Genomic DNA, 17,512 nt, shown 5'->3' with positions numbered 1-17,512 from the left:
CTACTGATCGCCGGGCCGCGCGGTCGCCATCGTTCGGGTAGCATCGGACGATCGACCGCGCGAGCTTGCGCGCCTCGCCTACACAAGACAAGACTTCCGGAGACTGCCGCTCATGCCTTCGCATGCCGATTCGCCCGTTGCCCATCACGCGGGTTCGCTGACCATTTTCCAGGGCGCCGCGCTCTATATCGGCGCGGTGCTCGGCACCGGCGTGATCGCGCTGCCCGCGCTCGCCGCCGAAGTCGCCGGGCCGGCCTCGCTACTCGCATGGGCCGCGCTCGTCGTACTGTCCGGGCCGCTCGCGGCCACCTTCGCCGCACTCGGCGCCCGCTATCCCGATGCGGGCGGCGTGTCGACCTACGCGCGGCGCGCATTCGGCCCGAAGGCGGCGGCGATCGTCGGCTGGTGCTTCTACTTCGCGGTGCCGGCCGGCGCACCTGCCGCCGCGATGTTCGGCGGCGCATACGTCGCGGCCGTCACGGGCGGCGGACACACGACGGTCGTCGTCACGGCCGCCGCGCTGATCGCGACCGTGTCGGCCGCGAACGCGTTCGGCGTCACCGTGTCGGGCCGCATGCAACTGGTGTTGTCGGCGCTGCTCGTCGCGCTGCTGCTTGCCGCGGTGCTTGCGTCCGCGCCGCATGCCCGCGCCGCGAACCTGCATCCGTTCGCCCCGCACGGCTGGCTCGCGGTCGGCCAGGCCGCCGCGTTGCTCGTGTGGAGCTTCGCCGGCTGGGAAGCGATCACGCATCTCGCGGCCGAGTTCCGCCGGCCCGCGCACGACATGCCGCGCTCGGCCGGCATCGCGGTCGTGGTCGTCGGGTTCCTGTATCTGTCGGTGGCCGCCGCGAGCGTGACGGTGCTCGGGCCTTCCGCGGGCGCATCGGGCGCGCCGCTCGCCGAACTGATCGCGGGCGGCATCGGCGGCCATGCGCAGGTGCTGGCGGCGGCCGCCGCGCTGCTGCTCACGCTCGGCACGATGAACGCGTATTTCGCCGGCGCGGCCAAACTCGGCGCGGCGCTCGGGCGCGACGGCGCCCTGCCCGCATGGCTCGCACAAGGCAGCCAGGTCGGCGGCGTGCCGCGCCGCAGCCTCGGCGTGATCGCGGTGCTCGCGGCCATCGCGCTGGCCGCCACGGCGCTGTCGGACGTCGGGCCGAAGCCGCTCGTGCTCGTGACGTCCGGATGTTTCGTGATGGTGTACGGGCTCGGCGCGGCGGCTGCGCTGAAGCTGCTGCCGCGTGGCGGCATCGCATATCGTTGCGCGTGGATTTCGCTGATTGCGGTCGCCGGGCTGTTCGTGACGACCGGATGGTATTTCCTGTGCCCGCTGCTGCTCGCGGGCGGCGCACTGCTTTATCTGCAGCTCACCGGCCCGCGCCAATGACGCGGCAGGCGCCCGCGGGCCGACGCCCGCCGACTCGCCGCACCGATCGCGCGAACACTCGCGTCGATCCGGCCGTGCGCCGTGGGTTCGCGCCCGTCAGGCCGGCACCAGCTCGAAGCTGAGCCGTTTGCCGAGCGCGGCGGCCGCGCTCGCGAGCGTCGCCAGCGTGAGGCTCGTGTCGGTTTCGTCGAGCAGACGGTTGAGTGCGGCGCGGCTCGTCTTCATCCGCGCGGCCATCGCGGTTTTCGTGATGTGCTGCGCCTTCATTTCCTGCCCGATCTGCCACGCGATCACGCGCTTGATCGCGGTGGCGGTGGCCGCTTCGAGATTGCCGTCCGCTTCGAGGAAGGCGTCGAAATCGCTGCCGATATGCGGATTGTTCGTGGTCGTCATGTCGTACTCCAGGTGCATGGCGTTGCCGGCTGCCCGACCGTCGGACACGGTGCGTTCCGGCGCAACCGGGGAATTCAGATGGCGTGCGTCAGCGCTTTCAGGCGCGCGACGGTGACGTCGAGATCGTCCGACGGCGTGGCCCGCGACTGCTTGAAGAAGCCGTGCAGCAGCACCATCGTGTCGCCGACGACCGTGAACAGCACGCGCGCGCTTCGCCCCGGCACCGTCACGCGAATCTCCCACAGATCCTTCGCCATCTTCCGGACCAGCGGCATGCCGAGCGGCCAGCCGAGTTGAACGGTCTTGATCTCTTCGCCGATCGCCCTTCGCTCCGCTTGCCCGAGCGCATTGAGCCATTCGCGCACCGGCTCGTGGCCGCGGGCCGTCCGGAAGAATCGCACGCCGAGCGTGACCTGAATCTGCTGTCTCGCCATCGTCTTGTCGTCCATCGTATCAAAAACGGTACGATATGCCAAGCATGCCGATGTCGGCTACTGACCGGATGGCCAATGCTTCGGCTAGACGCAGACCGGAGCCGGCGCATCCGCCAGGCCCGGTGGATCACCGCTTGCCGCGAGCGGGCTTGCGCGCCGCGCGCGGCGCCTGGTGCGGGCGGGCCGCCCCGAATCGCGATCGCGCGATGTCGCGCACCGCATCGATCAGCGTCCGCGCGACCGGCGACGGCTGCGCATCGGTGCGCAGCACGAGCCCGACCGGCTCGTCGGTGCCCGCCGACGGCAGCGGCAGGCGCGCCAGCGCGCCGGCCGACAGATCGTATTCGGCTGCATAGAGCGGCACGAACCAGACCGCGTCGTTCTCGAGCGCCAGTGCGCGCGCGACCGATACCGACAGCACCTCGATGAACGAATCCAGCGGCGGCGCGCCGCATGCGCCGAGCAGTTGCTCGGCAGACTGGCGGATCAACGTGCCGAACGGCGGCAGCACGACCGGATAACGCGCCAGCTCGGCGGCCGGCGCCGCGCTGGCGAGCAGTGGATGCCCGGCGCGCACGACCGCGACGAGCGGCTCGTTGTACAGCTGTTCGAACGCGAGCCCGATCATCCGCTCCGGCTCCGACAGCCGCCCGATCGCGCATTCGATCGCGCCGGATTTCAGACGCTCGAGCAACTCGGCGTTCGCGGCCGTCGCGATCCGCACGACGATGCGCGGCCAGCGCGCGGTCAGCGCCTTCATCAAGGCCGGTGCGAGCGAAGCCGCGACAGTCGGCAGCATGCCGATTTCCAGCGTCGCGGCAGCGGCCCCGCCCTCGCGCGCCAGCAGCCCGACGCCCTGCCGCAGCGCCAGCACGCACGCATTCGCGTGCGGCATGAACAGTTGCGCTTCGCGGGTGGGCTGTGCGCCGTGCCGGCCGCGCTCGAACAGCTTCACGCCGAGGATCGCCTCCAGCTCGGCGATCGTCTTCGACACGGCCGGCTGCGTGATCGACAGGCTTTCGGCCGCCTTCTGCACGCCGCCCAGTTGGGCGACCGCGAGGAAACACTGCAGGTGCCGGAATTTGACGCGACCGTCGGCGATACGGTTATTCATAACGGGTGGTTATGCGAATGACGATGAATCGCCATTTTGCATAACTTTCCGGAAAGGCCCAAGCGTTCGGCACGGCGTCATGCATGGCGCCGCAGCGCGTGGAATCCCGTCGGCTCCCAGATCCGTTTCGCGATCAGCAAGGCCGTGCCGTGCTTCTGCCCGAGCGGCGCGGACGACGACTCCGCATGCAGCGCCGCCGCCTTGCTGCTCAGCCGCCGCAGCTCTTGTTCGAGCTCCGCGGCGGCCGCGTCCGTCAGCATCCCTTGCAGGAACGTCATCGTCTCGCCCGGGCCGTCGAAGCGGCTGCCGAGAAAGTCGTCGAGCACGTGCGCATGGAAGTAGCGGCGGATCGGTCCGCCCGGCAGCCAGTCGAAATCGCGCGCGACGCGTACGCGAATCCGGTCGCCGGGCAGCAGCGCGATCACGTTCATCCGGTCGAGCATCAGCAGATACTTCACGCACTCGGCCTGCGTGACGCGATAGGCCGACACGATGTCCTGCACGGTCCAGTAATTGATCGCGCACACGGCGACCAGCAGCAGCTTCTCGTCCGACACGAGCAGCGCCTCCTGCTGCTCGGTCAGCACGCGCAAGCGCGGCGCGGACGCGGACGCTTCCTGCACGAGCTCGGCGAGCGTATAGCCGAGCAGTTGCGCGATCTCCGCGACGCGCTCCAGCGTGAAGCGGCCGCTCGCGAACAGCCGCTTCACGCTCGTCTCGGAGACGTCGAGCGTACGCGCGACGTCCCGGTAAGTCATTCCCTGCGCCTTCAACTGGCGCTTCAGCGTTTCGATGAGTTGGGCGGTCTCGGTCATGTTGGTATCGAAAAATGATGCTCGTGGTCGGATATTAGGCTACTCGCGCATCCGCATCAGCAATTCAGGTTACTTGTCTGCATAATCCGCTCCGTCCTGTCACGCAACGACGGAGCCGAAATGACCGCCCGAATCGACACAGCCGCCTGCGAACCGCGCCACGCCGCCCCGCGCGATGCACGCGACACCGATCGCACGATGCCGCTCGCCACCGTGCGCACGCTGGCCGCCGGCGCGCACGTCGGCGATCTCGTGTTCATCCGCGAGCCGGCCGGTGCGCCGGATGCCGCGACCGGCTCGGCGGGCTCGGCGGGCGTCTGGGCCAATCGCTTCGGCATCGTCGTCGATACGTCGGGCGACGAACCGGTGATCGCCGAAACCACCGTGTTCGCGTGGACGAAGCTCACGCCGCTGTCGCGCTTCGTCGCCCGTGCCGACGGCGGACGCATCGCGCTGGCGCGCCGCGTCGCGGCAGCATCGGCCGACGCGCAGCGCCACGTCCATGCGGTGGCCGAACGGCGAATCGACGCGCTGCTCGGCAGTCGCTTCAACCTGCGCGCGCGGCGCGGCTTCTGCGCGCAGTACGTGAACGACGTGCTCGGCGCCGGCCACGCGTCGACGCCGTCGGCCCTGCTGCGCAGCAGCACGCTGGCGCTCGAATTCGACGGGATCGTGTTCGATCCCCGCCATCCGTGACGACGGGCACGCTCGGGGAGACCGGATAACAACGAGAACGAAAGACAAAAAAGCAGCGACGGGCTGGCTGGAGGGCCGTGCACGGGGTCGTCGCCGACGACGCGAAGCCCGATCGCTTTTTCCGCCGGACAGGGTTCCTGTCCGGCGGAATTTTCATGGGCGGGACGAACATAACGAACGGTTATGCAATTCGCGAAAAAAGGTCATTTTTCATAACTTTCCGGATTGGCTAAAGTCGTGTCGTCCACTTCGCGAAAAACCTATCAGGAGACGCCCCGATGGATTCCCCCACGATCCTCACGCCGCGCGACTGGCCGTCGCATCCGGCCTATGTTCACCCCGAGTACCGTTCGTCCGTGAAGCGCGGCCCGACCCGTCCGCTGATCCCGCTGAAGGAGAAGCTGCGCGACCAGTACGCACCCGTCTACGGCGCGGAAGATCTCGGCGCGCTCGACCACGACCTGACGAAGAACGCCGTGAAGAACGGCGAGCCGCTCGGCGAGCGGATGGTCGTCACCGGCCGCGTGCTCGACGAAGGCGGCAAGCCCGTGCGCAACACGCTCGTCGAAGTGTGGCAGGCCAACGCGGCCGGTCGCTACGTGCACAAGGTCGACCAGCACGACGCACCGCTCGATCCGAACTTCCTCGGTGCGGGCCGCTGCCTGACCGACGACGAAGGCCGCTACCGCTTCCTGACGATCAAGCCCGGCGCGTATCCATGGGGCAACCACCCGAACGCGTGGCGCCCGAATCACATCCACTTCTCGCTGTTCGGCGATTACTTCGGCTCGCGTCTGGTCACGCAGATGTACTTCCCCGGCGATCCGTTGCTCGCGTACGACCCGATCTTCCAGGGCACGCCCGAAGCCGCGCGCGATCGCCTGATCTCGCGCTTCTCGATGGGCATCACCGAAGAAGGCTATGCGCTCGGCTACGAATTCGACATCGTGCTGCGCGGCCGCGACGCCACCCCGATGGAGCGCTGAACCATGACGACGCTGAAGCAAACCCCTTCGCAAACGGTCGGCCCGTACTTCGCGTACGGCCTGTGCCCGCAGCAATACGACTACGACCTGAAAAGCCTGTTCACGCCGACGATCGCCGCCGCGCACGCCGAAGGCGAGCATGTGCTGCTGGTCGGGCAGGTGTTCGACGGCGACGGCAACGTCGTGGGCGACGCGGTGCTCGAATTCACGCAAGTGGACGCCGCGGGCCGCTATCCCGCGTCGCGCGACGACATCGCGAAATCCGGCTTCACGGGCTTCGCGCGGGTCGGCACGGGCACCGATCCGCAGCAGCGCTTCGTCGTCGAGACGGTGAAGCCGGGCCGCATCGCCGCCGACGAGGCGCCGCACATCAACGTGACCGTGATGATGCGCGGCATCCTCACCCACGCGTTCACGCGCGTGTACTTCGACGACGAAGCCGCCGCGAACGCGGTCGACCCCGTGCTGAACGCGGTGCCGGCCGAGCGACGTGCGACGCTCGTCGCGAAACGCGACGCGCAGCCGGGCCGCCCGGTCGTCTACCGCTTCGACATCCGCATGCAGGGACCGGAAGAAACCGTGTTCTTCGACGTTTGACGCGTGCGCCGGCGCTCGCCGGTTTCGTGTGCAACCGTACCACCGTGTGGCGCGATACCGGCAGGCATCGCGCCACACGGCGTTTTGGGGCACGCGTCGTCGTCATTCGATGGTGCGCCGCGTCGTACCCGGTGACGGCTGCGGATCCTTCCGTTATCGGCTTCCCGCCCCGATATCGAACGCGTCATTGAAGCGCATGCTGCGACAGCACATCAATCGTCGGGTCGACCCGATATCGTTTGCGCGTTATGCGGCGTATTCTTCGTTATCCGCAACGAGTCAGCAGAATTGAATCGTATGAAGCAACAATGACAGGCGTCATGCGCAACGCTGCCCGACAGGCGGTCCGCGCATTTGTCAGACAGAGTGCCTTTAAGCGCGTCTGGCCGAAGTTGGCGGGCGCGTATTTTTTTTGGCGTCGCGGCCCGCGCACCGGCGTGACCCGCGCGCAGCCCCCGGCGCCTAGCGACGAATCTCCAGATACCGGCTCGGCGTGTCGCCCAGAATGCGGCGAAACGCCGACGTGAATGCGCTCGCACTCGCGTAGCCGAGATCGAGCGCGACGCGCGTCACCGGCTGCCCGTCGGTCAGGCGCGCAATCGCCGCGAGCATGCACACCTGCTGGCGCCAGGCGGCAAAGCTCACGCCCGTCTGCGCGCGGAACTGTCGCGTGAAGGTGCGCCGGCTCACGCCCGCGTCGGCCGCGACCCGATCGAGATCGGCCGCGATCGACGGCGCTGCGAACAGATGCCGGCAAACTTTCGCCAGTCGTGCATCGGCCGGTAACGGCGCATGCAGCGACAGACGCGGCATCGTCGCGATTTCGGCGATCAGCAGATCCATCAGCTTGCCCGCGCGGCCGTCGACGTCGTACATGGCCGGCAAGTCGATCGCATCGTCGATCAGTTGCCGCAGCAGCGGCGACACGCCATACACGCCGCACTGGGTGGGCAGCCCGGCCGCCTGCGCGGCGTCGGCGGACACGAACGCGGTGAGCATCGTGACCGGCCCGGTCATCGTCAATTCGTGCCGCACGCCGGCCGGCACCCAGCACGCGCGCTGCGGCGGCACCAGCCAGCGGCCGTGCGGCGTGGACACGCTGATCGTGCCGCGCGACGCGAATGCGAATTGCCCGCGCACGTGCGCATGATCCGGAAACGTCGTACCCGCCGCAAATTCGTTGGCGAGCACGACCACGCTCCGGGGAATGTGTTCGTAGGGATCTAGCAGCGTATTTCTCACGGCCCGAATTCCATCATCAATGACCCGCTATCGAAGGCGGTCCGCCCCGCCGCGATCGGCCGGCCGGTCATGCGCCGGCGGCATCGCGCGGCACGCGTCACCGCAACATGAACGACATCGCCGACAGGCTGTTCAGCGTGCGCACTACGTGCTCGACCGACGGCCCGTCGAAACGCAGCGTCACCGCATCGACACGCTCGAGCGACGGCAGCACGCAGAACAGGTCGGCGAGCGCGGCCGTCTGCACGCGCAGCGTGCAAGCGGCCGGCGCGGGCCGATGGGCGCCCGCGCGCCGGCCGGACGACAGCGCGTGCGCGACCGTCTCCCGTGCGGCGGTCGCGATGCGCGCGCACGATGCGGACGGCGTGAGCGTCTCGCCGCTCGATGCGCCGCCGGCGGTCTTGACCGTCTCGAAACGCGCGTCCGGAAACAGCGGCTGCGTTTCCTCGGCGAATACGTCGTCGCCCGTCGCGAGCGCGACGTGCGCGCCGTATTCGCGCGCCAGCGCGCCGTACAGCCCGGCTTCGCCGAGCTCGACGCCGTTCAGCCACACCTGCGTGAACGCGAAGCTGTTGATCGTGTGCGCGAGCACGCCGCGCGTCTGCGATTTCGCGTGATAGCCGATCATGAATACGAGATCGGGCTGCTGTTCGAGGCCCGCCATCATCCCGAGCGTACGCGGCTTGCCGAGCACGACGCGCGCCCGCGCATCGAGCCCGTCGGGCAGCAGGTTGCGATAGCCGCCATGCGAATCGTTGACCCAGACGGCCTGCGCGCCGCCGGCGAACGCGCCTTCGATCGCCGCGTTCGCCTCGGCGGTCATCCAGCGGCGCGCCCGCTCGTATTCCGGATTGCCGGCGCGCGTCTGCTCGGTGGCGAATACGCCGGCGACACCTTCGATGTCGGTCGAGATCAGGATCTTCATGACGGGGTCGAACGTCCTTCGTTGTACTCGTTGAACAACCGGTCGAGATCGGGCAGCGCGTCGCGCAACGATGGCCGCGCGTGGCCGTCGCGCCCGGCGACCGTCACCGCCTGCAGCAACGCGTCGGCGATCGCATGCTCGACGCTTTCGGCCGCGGCCATGAACAGCGGATCGAGCGCCGCATCGGCCACGAGGGCCGGCAGCGCGATCGTCGATGCGTCGTGCGCGATCGTGTAGGCGGTCGAGAAGGCGAGTGCGATATCGCCGCTGCCATGCCCGTAGACGGAGCCCGTGCGGGCCAGCCCCGCCGCCGCGCGGCGCGCGAGCCGCGACAACTGCCGCGCATCGAGCGGCGCATCGGTGGCCAGCAACAGGATGATCGAGCCCTGCTCGGGCGCCGCCGTATGGGCGGCTTCGGCCGCGCGCCGTTGCGCGACGATGCGCCCGAGCGGCACGCCGCCGAGCGTCAGCATCGGCAGCCGGCCGAAATTCGCGAGCACGAGCGCGCCGACCGTATAGGGCCGGCCGGCCGCGACGGCCACGCGCGACGCGGAGCCGATCCCGCCTTTCAGGTCGAAGCACGACATTCCGCGCCCGGCGCCCACCGCGCCGCGTGCGACGTCGCGCGACGCCGCGCGGCATGCGTCGTCGTAATGCGCGGCGGTGACCGCGCATGCCTGGATATCGTTCAGGTAACCGTCGTTGCACTCGAACACGAGCGGATTGACGGTCGGCCAGTCGCGACCGACCTGCGGATTCGCCGCGATCGCCGCACGGATCTGCGCGTGGGCAACCGCGCCGACGCCGAACGTATTGGTCAGCGCGATCGGCGTATCGAGCGTGCCGAGTTCGTCGATCTGCACGAGCCCGACGCTCTTGCCGAAACCGTTGATCACGGCCGCCCCGGCCGGCACCTTGCTGCGGTACACGTCGCCCGGATGCGGCTTCACGACGGTCACGCCGGTCTGCACGTTGCCGGCATCGAGCGTGCAATGGCCGACCGTCACGCCGGGCACGTCCGCGATCGTGCCGCGCGGCCCGGCCGGCAGCGTCGCCGTCCACATCGGTGCGGCGCGCATCAACGGCGCTCCAGCTTCGGGTCGAGCGCGTCGCGCAGCCCGTCGCCGAGCAGGTTGAACGCGAGCACGGTCAGGAAGATCGCGAGGCTCGGGAACACCGCGATGTGCGGCGCCGTCACCATGTCCGCGCGCGCCTCGTTGAGCATCGCGCCCCACTCCGGCGTCGGCGGCTGCGCGCCGAGCCCGAGGAACGACAGGCTCGCGGCGGTGATGATCGACGTGCCGATGCGCATCGTGAAGTAGACGACGACGGACGACACGGTGCCCGGCAGAATGTGCCGCATGATGATCGTCCAGTCGGACGCGCCGATGCTGCGCGCGGCTTCGACATAGGTCATGTGCTTGAGCATCAGCGTGTTGCCGCGCACGAGCCGCGCGAACGCCGGGATGCTGAAGATCGCGACCGCGCAGATCACGTTGACCATCCCGTTGCCAAGGATCGCGACCACGCCGATCGCGAGCAGGATGCCCGGGAACGCGAACAGCACGTCGGCGATGCGCATCGTGATGCGGTCCCACCAGCCTTCGTAATAGCCGGCGAGCAGCCCGAACAACGTGCCGATCGCCGCACCGAGCGCAACCGAGAAGAAGCCGGCCGCGAGCGAAATGCGCGTGCCCGCGACGATCCGGCTGAAGATGTCGCGGCCGAGCGAATCGACGCCGAACCAGTGCACGGCCGACGGCCCCGCGTTCAGCGCGTCGTAGTCGAAATAGTTCTCCGGGTCGAACGGCACGATGTGCGGGCCGACGAAGGCGAGCACCACGAGCGCCAGCACGAAGCCGCCGGCGACGAGCGCGACGGTCTGCTTGCGGAACTTGCGCCAGAATTCGCGCCACGGCGTGCGGATCGCGGTCGGTGCGGCCGGCGCCGCGGGCTGGGCAGTCGCGTTCATTCGCGCCTCACTTGAACCGGATGGTCGGGTTGATGACCGCGTACAGCACGTCGACGGTCAGGTTGATCAGGATGAATTCCAGCGAGAACAGCAGCACGATCGCCTGGATCACCGGGTAGTCGCGCATCGTCACCGCGTCGACCAGCAGGCGCCCGAGCCCCGGCCAGTTGAACACGACCTCGACGACGATCGAGCCGCCGAGCAGGAAGCCGAACTGCAGCCCCATCATCGTGACGACCGGGATCATCGCGTTGCGCAGGCAGTGCTTGAGCACGACCATCGGCTCGTGCACGCCCTTCGCGCGCGCGGTGCGCACGAAGTCCTCGTTCAGCACCTCGACGAACGACGCGCGCGTGAAGCGCGCCATCACGGCCGCGACCGCGGCGCCGAGCGTCAGCGACGGCAGCACGTAGCTCTTCCACGAGCCGTCCGGCACGACCGGCAGCCAACCGAGCTTCACCGAGAAGACTTCCATCAGCAGCATGCCGAGCGCGAACGCGGGGAACGAGATGCCCGACACCGCGAGCGTCATCCCGAGACGGTCGGGCCAGCGATTGCGCCAGACCGCCGACGCAATCCCGATCGCCATCCCGAACAGCGTCGACCACCCCATGCTGACGAGCGTCAGCATCAGCGTCGGCATGAAGCGTTCGCCGATCTCGGTCGAGACCGGCCGCTTGCTGCGCGTCGACACGCCGAAATCGCCGTGCGCGATCTTCACGAAGAAGTTCGCGAACTGCGTGGGCATCGGCTTGTCGAGCCCGAGATCGGCGCGCACGAGCGCGATCGTCGCGTCGTCGGCTTCGGGGCCGGCCGCGAGCCGCGCGGGGTCGCCCGGCAGCAGGTGCACGAACAGGAACACCAGCACCGCGACGATCGCGAGCGTGGGCAGCAGGCCGAACAGGCGTTTGACGAGGAAATTCAGCATGGGGCACCGATCGAATCAGCGCACCGGCGGCTCGCGCCGCCGGCACTGCATGGCGGACGAACCGCCGTCATTTCAGCGAGATCTCGTCGAAGTTGAACGAGCCGTCCGGCATCACGTACGCGCCCTGCAGCCGCTTGCTGCGCGCATACACGATCTTCTCCTGCACGAGGAAGATCCACGGCGCATCGGCCCAGATCTGCTTCTGCGCATCGGCGTAGAACTCGGCCTTCTTCGCGCGATCGGTCGTCTCGAGCGCCTTCGTCAGATCGCCGTCGACCGCGTCGTTCTTGTAGTACGCGGTATTGACGAGCTTCGGCGGCGCGGACGCGCCCGCCAGCAGCGGCGTGATCGCCCAGTTCGCTTCGCCCGTCGACGACGACCAGCCGATGTAGTACATCCGCACCGGCGCCTTCGCCGGATCGGGCGCGCTCTCGACCTTCGCGACGCGCTCGCCGGCTTCCAGCGCCTGCACCTGCACCTTCACGCCGACCTGCGCGAGCTGCTGCTGCACGAACTGGATCGCCTTCTGCGACGTCGAGTTGTTATACGCGGACCACAGCGTCGTCTCGAAGCCGTTCGGATAGCCGGCTTCCTTCAGCAGCGCACGCGCCTTCGCCGGGTCGTACGGCCACGGGCCCAGCTTCGTCGCGTAATCGACGCCCTGCGGCACCACGCCGGTCGACGGCGTCGCGAAGCCGGAAAACGCGACCTTCGCGAGCGCTTCCTTGTTCACCGCGTAGTTCAGCGCCTGGCGCACCTTCGGGTTGTCGAACGGCTTCTGCAGCATGTTCAGCGACACGTAGCGCTGCACGATCGACGGCCGCTCGACGACGTCGACCTTCGGGTTGCCTTTCAGCTCGGTCGCCTGCTCGAACGGAATGCGGAACGCGAAATCGGCTTCGCCCGTCTTCATCAGCGCCGCGCGCGTGTTGTTGTCGACCACCGGCTTCCAGTCGATCGCGTCGATCTTCGGATAGCCCTTCTTCCAGTAGCCCGCGAACTTCTTCACCTTCAGGTCGTCGGTCTGTTTCCACTCGACGAACTCGAACGGCCCGGTGCCGACCGGATGCAGCGCGATGTCGCGGCCCCACTTCTTCAGCGCGGCCGGCGAGATCATCACGGCCGACGGGTGCGCGAGCGTGTTGATGAACGCCGAGAACGGCTCGCGCAGCGTGACCTTCACCGTGGTCGGATCGACGACCTCGGTCTTCTCGATCACGCGGAACATGTTGTAGCGCTTCAGGTGGTTCGCGGGATCGGTCACGCGGTCGAAGTTCGCCTTCACGGCCGCCGCGTTGAAATCGGTGCCGTCGTGGAACTTCACGCCCGCGCGCAGCTTGATCGTGTACGTCTTCGCATCGGGGCTGGCTTCATAGCCGGTCGCGAGCACGTCGACGAGCTTCATGTCCTTGTCGAAGCCGAACAGGCCCTGGTAGAACGACTTGACGACGGCCTGCGACACCGTGTCGTTCGCGTCGTACGGGTCCATCGTCGTGAAGGTCGAATCCACCGCCATCACCGCGGTCTGCTGCGCGTACGCGGGCAGTGCGGACGACAGCGCAAACGCGCCGGCAAGCGCGACGAAGCATGCGCGCGGACGGAACATCGAAAACGGATGCTGCAGGGTCATTTTGCTGGGCTCCTATCGGTGAATCGGTGACGCCTCACGGGCGTTTCGGTTTCGACTGCCTGCGGGTGCGTGCGCCGTCGTCGCCGCGCACGACTCCCCCACTCAATACGCGCCGCCGACACGATGCGTCGCGACGTAATGATCGGGGCCGACCGCGACGAGCGGCGCGACGAGCGGCTCGTCGCCGACCGCGCGGATCGGGCTCGGAATCTCGTCCGCCGCGAGCTGGCGCGGCGCATGCCGGCGCGCGGGGTCGGCCACCGGCACCGCGCTCATCAGCTTCTTCGTGTACGGATGCTGCGGCGCCTCGAACACCGCGCGGCGCGGGCCGATCTCGACGATCTGGCCGAGATACATCACCGCGACGCGATGGCTGACGCGCTCGACCACCGCCATGTCGTGCGAGATGAACAGGTACGCGACGCCCAGCTCGCGCTGCAGGTCGAGCATCAGGTTGACGATCTGCGCCTGCACCGACACGTCGAGCGCCGACACCGACTCGTCGGCGATCACGACCTTCGGGTTCAGCGCGAGCGCACGCGCGATCGCGATCCGCTGGCGCTGGCCGCCCGAGAATTCGTGCGGATAGCGGCGCGCGGCCTCCGGCGGCAGGCCGACCTTGTCGAGCAGCCAGTCCACCCGCGCCTGCGCTTCGCTGCCGCTCGCGACGCCGTGCACCAGCAGCGGCTCCATGATCGAGAAGCCGACGGTCAGGCGTGGGTTCAGCGACGCGAACGGGTCCTGGAAGATGAACTGGATGTTGCGGCGCAACGCCTGCAGGTCCGGGCCCTTCAGCGCGCTGATGTCGCGGCCGTCGAATTCGATCGAGCCGCTTTGCGATTCGACGAGGCGCAACAGCGAACGGCCGGTGGTCGACTTGCCGCAGCCCGATTCGCCGACGAGCGCGAGCGTCTCGCCCGCGCGCAGCTCGAAGCTCACGCGTTCGACCGCATGCACGTATTGCGACACGCGGCCGAACACGCCGCTCTTCACCGGAAAGCGCGTGACGAGATCGCGCACGCGCAGGATCGGCGGCGCGGCGTGATCGACGGGCGGCTGCGCGTCGTTCGCCGCGCACGCCGTGGTCGGCGCCGTCGCGCTCGCGCCGTCCACCTTGAGCAGCGGAAATTTCTCGGGGACGTCGGTGCCCTGCATCGAGCCGAGCCGCGGCACCGCCGCGAGCAGCGCCCGCGTGTAGCGATGCGCGGGCGTCGCGAAGATGCGGTCCGACTCGCCCTCCTCGACCTTCTCGCCGCGATACATCACGAGCACGCGGTCGGCGACCTCGGCCACCACGCCCATGTCGTGCGTGATGAAGATCACGCCCATGTTCATTTCGTCCTGCAGCCCGCGGATCAACTGCAGGATCTGCGCCTGGATCGTCACGTCGAGCGCGGTCGTCGGCTCGTCGGCGATCAGCAGCGCGGGCCGGCACGACAGCGCCATCGCGATCATCACTCGCTGCCGCATCCCGCCCGACAACTGATGCGGATGGCGTGCGAACACGCGGCGCGCTTCGGGGATGCGCACCAGATCGAGCAGCCGCAGCGCTTCCGCGCGCGCTTCGGCGGCGCCCTTCGACTGGTGCAGCGCGATCGCCTCGCTGATCTGGTCGCCGACCGTAAACACCGGATTCAGCGACGTCATCGGCTCCTGGAAGATCATCGCGATGTCCGCGCCGCGGATGCCGCGCATCGTCGCGGCACGCGCCTGCGCGAGATCGACCAGCGCGCCGCCGCGGCGCCGGAATGCAATGCGGCCGCTCGTGATTTCGCCGCCGCCGTGCTCGACGAGGCGCATCAGCGCGAGCGACGTGACCGACTTGCCCGAGCCCGATTCGCCGACGATCGCGAGCGTCTCGCCGCGATCGACGTGAAACGACACGTTGCGCACCGCATCGAACGTCGCGCCTTCGCGGCGGAACGTGACCGACAGGTCGTCGACGGCCACCACGCGCTGCTCGGGCAGCGTCAGGACCGACGGGTTACGGCTCGAAGTCATGCGTCTCTCCTCGTGCGATCCGCGATCAGGCCGCGTCGTCGCGGTAGATGCCGACGACCGGCGCTTCGCCGACGCGTGCGTAGCCGCGGTACATCCCTTCGGTGTTGAACGGCATCGCGACGTTGCCCCGTGCGTCGACCGCGATGATCCCGCCGCGGCCCGCGAGGCGCGGCAGCTTGTTCATCACGACGTCGTGCGCGGCATCGGCGAGCGACGCGCCGCGATACGCGATCTGCGCGGCGACGTCGTAGGCCGTCGCGAGCCGCATGAACATCTCGCCGGTGCCCGTCGACGATACCGCGCAGGTCGCGTCGTCCGCATAGCAGCCGGCGCCGATGATCGGCGAATCGCCGACGCGCCCCGGCTGCTTGTTCGTGATGCCGCCCGTCGACGTCGCCGCCGCGATGTGGCCGTTCAGGTCGCACGCGACCGCGCCGACCGTGCCGTGCTTGCGGTCCGGATCGAGCGGCTCGGCCGGCTGCGGCTGTTGCTGCGACTGGCCGAACACGAACGTCGCCGCATCGTGGTCGAGCATCGCGCCGGCCGCCGCGCGCGCCTTCACCCACTGCGCATGCCGCGCGTCGGTGTCGAAGTAGCCGGGCTCGGCGAGTTCGAGCCCCTGCGTGGCCGCGAACGCATCGGCGCCCGCGCCGGCGAACAGCACGTGCTCGCTCGCCTCCATCACGCGCCGCGCGGCGAGCACCGGATTGCGCACGCGGGTCGCGCAGCAGATCGCGCCGGCGCCGAGCGTCGCGCCGTCCATGACCGCCGCATCGAGTTCGTGCTTGCCTTCCGCCGTATAGACGGCGCCGCGCCCGGCGTTGAACAGCGGGCAATCCTCGAGCATCCGCACCGCGACGGTGACGGCGTCGAGCGCGCTGCCGCCGTCGGCCAGCACCTGTTGCGCGGCCTGCAGGATCGCGGTGAGTTCGGCGCGGTATCGACGTTCGGTGTCGGTATCCATCGCTTCGCGCAGGATCGTGCCTGCGCCGCCGTGAATCGCGACGATCGCGGGTGAAGTCATGATTTTTTCGGACGGGGGAAAGAAGGGTTGGCGGCCGGCAACGCCGCTTGCGGCTGCACGAGCCACGGCAGCAGGAATTCGGTCATCTCGGCGGCGGATTTCGCGGACCGATGCGTGCGCAGCGCGACCGCATCGATCAGCGCCTCGATCATCGTCAGCACGGCGGCTTCCGACGTGGCCGCGAAACGCCGCTCGGCCTTGACGTACAGGTTCAGCGACGCGATCGGCGCGAGCGGCGATTGCGGGCCGTCGGAGATGCCGAGCACGCGCGCGCCGCGCGCCGCCGCACGACGGGCCAGCTCGATCGTGTCCTTCACGTAGCGCGGAAACGCGAGCGCGATCACGAGATCGCGCGAATCGGCCGTGTACAGGCGTCGCGCCGCATGCGACGGCCCGCCGAGCAGCGCGAGCGATTGCACGCTGTCATGGCAGACGGACAGTCCGTGCTCCATCAATCCGGCCAGAAACGCGCTCGACCCGGCGCCGAGAATCAGCACGCGCCGCGCGCCGACGATCGCCTCGACCGCCGCCTCGACATCGGCTGCGTCCAGTTGCGCACGCGTGTTCTCGATGTTCGCGGCAGCCTGGTCGAACACCGCGTCGATCCAGACCGCGCCGCGCACGCCGGACTCCTGCTCCTGCGCGGAACGCAGCCGTTCGACCGGCCCGAGCGTCGCCTCGAAGCCGCGCACGAGCGCCGCGCGCATCGCCGGATAGCCGTCGAAACCGAGCGCTTTCGCGAAGCGGTTCGCGGTCGCGATCGACGCATTCACCGCCTGCGCGAGCTCGTCGATCCGCATCGTCGCCGCGCGAAACGGGTTCGCGAGCACGAATTCGCCCATGCGCCGGTGAATCGGCGTCATCAACGGCATCGCCGACGCGATCCGCTCGGCGATCGCGGGTTCGTCGTGACTGACATCGGGCGGAACGAGAGGCGTCATGCGAAGGGTTGTTGCAAGGTTCGATGAAAATCAATTTACACAATCCGTCTTCCGAAAAGAAATAAATTTTCATCAGGGTTGTCACGCCCCACCCGGCGTGCGTCGACCGTCCGGACGATCGTCCGGGCCGCCGCACGGGCCTTCGACGGGCAACCGCCTGCGCTGCCGCTCGCCCGGTCGCGACCGTTCATCGGGAAAACCCCGAGTACGTTCGTTCGAATGCAGATTCACGTTGACCGGATTCGCATTCGAACATAGGATGTTCGAAAATGATCAGTCGTCAGATAACATTGCAGCTCAAAGACGACCGGATGTTCGCTCGAACACCGTGATTTCGATATAAACCGGTAAAACCGGCGCACATCAAGATCGGACATCGTACGAACAAAACGAAACAAGCCATCCGGACGGATGGCCCTCACGGACC

17 protein-coding genes are annotated in these 17,512 nt (G+C 68.5%); 4 read left to right on the top strand and 13 right to left on the bottom strand.

Features of this window, described 5'->3' with window-relative positions:
- Nucleotides 1-112: 112 nt before the first annotated feature.
- The gene (locus tag WS96_RS06840; RefSeq protein ID WP_059822587.1) at nt 113-1,387 is read left to right on the top strand and encodes an APC family permease; all 1,275 of its coding nucleotides are present in this window, start codon (nt 113-115) and stop codon (nt 1,385-1,387) included.
- 96 nt (nt 1,388-1,483) lie between these two features.
- On the opposite strand, the gene WS96_RS06835 is transcribed toward WS96_RS06840, so the two are convergent.
- The 4 genes from WS96_RS06835 to WS96_RS06820 all read right to left on the bottom strand — a co-directional run bounded on the left by WS96_RS06835 (nt 1,484) and on the right by WS96_RS06820 (nt 4,143).
- On the bottom strand, nt 1,484-1,780 hold the full coding sequence (locus WS96_RS06835; protein WP_012338300.1) for an XRE family transcriptional regulator: 297 nt from the start codon (nt 1,778-1,780) through the stop codon (nt 1,484-1,486).
- A 74-nt stretch (nt 1,781-1,854) separates the two neighbouring features.
- On the bottom strand, nt 1,855-2,214 hold the full coding sequence (locus WS96_RS06830; RefSeq protein WP_034206211.1) for a type II toxin-antitoxin system RelE/ParE family toxin: 360 nt from the start codon (nt 2,212-2,214) through the stop codon (nt 1,855-1,857).
- Between the two features lie 127 nt (nt 2,215-2,341).
- Nucleotides 2,342-3,328, bottom strand: coding sequence for a pca operon transcription factor PcaQ (pcaQ, locus tag WS96_RS06825; protein WP_059831419.1), 987 nt, complete (start codon nt 3,326-3,328; stop codon nt 2,342-2,344).
- A 77-nt stretch (nt 3,329-3,405) separates the two neighbouring features.
- On the bottom strand, nt 3,406-4,143 hold the full coding sequence (locus WS96_RS06820) for a helix-turn-helix domain-containing protein (RefSeq protein ID WP_059831416.1): 738 nt from the start codon (nt 4,141-4,143) through the stop codon (nt 3,406-3,408).
- A 120-nt stretch (nt 4,144-4,263) separates the two neighbouring features.
- Here WS96_RS06820 and WS96_RS06815 point away from each other — a divergent pair, with 120 nt between their 5' ends.
- The 3 genes from WS96_RS06815 (at nt 4,264) to pcaG (ending at nt 6,422) form a co-directional block, all read left to right on the top strand.
- A complete protein-coding gene (locus WS96_RS06815) occupies nt 4,264-4,839 on the top strand; it encodes a YiiX/YebB-like N1pC/P60 family cysteine hydrolase (RefSeq protein ID WP_059831414.1) in 576 nt (191 codons plus the stop codon).
- Between the two features lie 278 nt (nt 4,840-5,117).
- Complete coding sequence (pcaH, locus tag WS96_RS06810; protein ID WP_059831413.1) at nt 5,118-5,825, top strand: protocatechuate 3,4-dioxygenase subunit beta; 708 nt, start codon at nt 5,118-5,120, stop codon at nt 5,823-5,825.
- A gap of 3 nt (nt 5,826-5,828) precedes the next feature.
- The gene (gene pcaG, locus WS96_RS06805; RefSeq protein WP_034205006.1) at nt 5,829-6,422 is read left to right on the top strand and encodes a protocatechuate 3,4-dioxygenase subunit alpha; all 594 of its coding nucleotides are present in this window, start codon (nt 5,829-5,831) and stop codon (nt 6,420-6,422) included.
- A gap of 462 nt (nt 6,423-6,884) precedes the next feature.
- Here pcaG and WS96_RS06800 read toward each other — a convergent pair whose 3' ends face one another.
- From WS96_RS06800 to WS96_RS06760, 9 genes are all read right to left on the bottom strand, one after another.
- Nucleotides 6,885-7,664, bottom strand: a complete 780-nt coding sequence (locus tag WS96_RS06800) for an AraC family transcriptional regulator (protein ID WP_059822595.1) — start codon at nt 7,662-7,664, stop codon at nt 6,885-6,887.
- 97 nt (nt 7,665-7,761) lie between these two features.
- Complete coding sequence (locus WS96_RS06795; protein WP_059831411.1) at nt 7,762-8,589, bottom strand: M55 family metallopeptidase; 828 nt, start codon at nt 8,587-8,589, stop codon at nt 7,762-7,764.
- Nucleotides 8,586-9,668, bottom strand: coding sequence for a DmpA family aminopeptidase (locus WS96_RS06790; protein WP_059831410.1), 1,083 nt, complete (start codon nt 9,666-9,668; stop codon nt 8,586-8,588). The genes WS96_RS06795 and WS96_RS06790 overlap by 4 nt, the downstream gene beginning before the upstream one ends.
- Nucleotides 9,668-10,561, bottom strand: a complete 894-nt coding sequence (gene gsiD, locus WS96_RS06785) for a glutathione ABC transporter permease GsiD (protein WP_059783765.1) — start codon at nt 10,559-10,561, stop codon at nt 9,668-9,670. The genes WS96_RS06790 and gsiD overlap by 1 nt, the downstream gene beginning before the upstream one ends.
- 7 nt (nt 10,562-10,568) lie before the next feature.
- Complete coding sequence (gsiC, locus tag WS96_RS06780; protein WP_059783767.1) at nt 10,569-11,489, bottom strand: glutathione ABC transporter permease GsiC; 921 nt, start codon at nt 11,487-11,489, stop codon at nt 10,569-10,571.
- A 67-nt stretch (nt 11,490-11,556) separates the two neighbouring features.
- On the bottom strand, nt 11,557-13,119 hold the full coding sequence (gsiB, locus tag WS96_RS06775) for a glutathione ABC transporter substrate-binding protein GsiB (protein ID WP_059831409.1): 1,563 nt from the start codon (nt 13,117-13,119) through the stop codon (nt 11,557-11,559).
- A 102-nt stretch (nt 13,120-13,221) separates the two neighbouring features.
- Complete coding sequence (locus WS96_RS06770; RefSeq protein WP_059831408.1) at nt 13,222-15,120, bottom strand: dipeptide ABC transporter ATP-binding protein; 1,899 nt, start codon at nt 15,118-15,120, stop codon at nt 13,222-13,224.
- Between the two features lie 25 nt (nt 15,121-15,145).
- Nucleotides 15,146-16,144, bottom strand: coding sequence for an isoaspartyl peptidase/L-asparaginase family protein (locus WS96_RS06765; protein WP_059831406.1), 999 nt, complete (start codon nt 16,142-16,144; stop codon nt 15,146-15,148).
- Entirely contained in the window at nt 16,141-17,085 is a 945-nt protein-coding gene (locus WS96_RS06760; RefSeq protein ID WP_059831404.1) for a MurR/RpiR family transcriptional regulator, read from the bottom strand. The genes WS96_RS06765 and WS96_RS06760 overlap by 4 nt, the downstream gene beginning before the upstream one ends.
- Nucleotides 17,086-17,512 lie beyond the last annotated feature (427 nt).

The organism is Burkholderia sp. MSMB1835, assembly GCF_001526365.1.
Taxonomy (GTDB): Bacteria; Pseudomonadota; Gammaproteobacteria; order Burkholderiales; family Burkholderiaceae; genus Burkholderia.
Note: the sequence above shows the minus strand (reverse complement) of the source record. Positions and strands in the feature narration are given on the sequence as shown.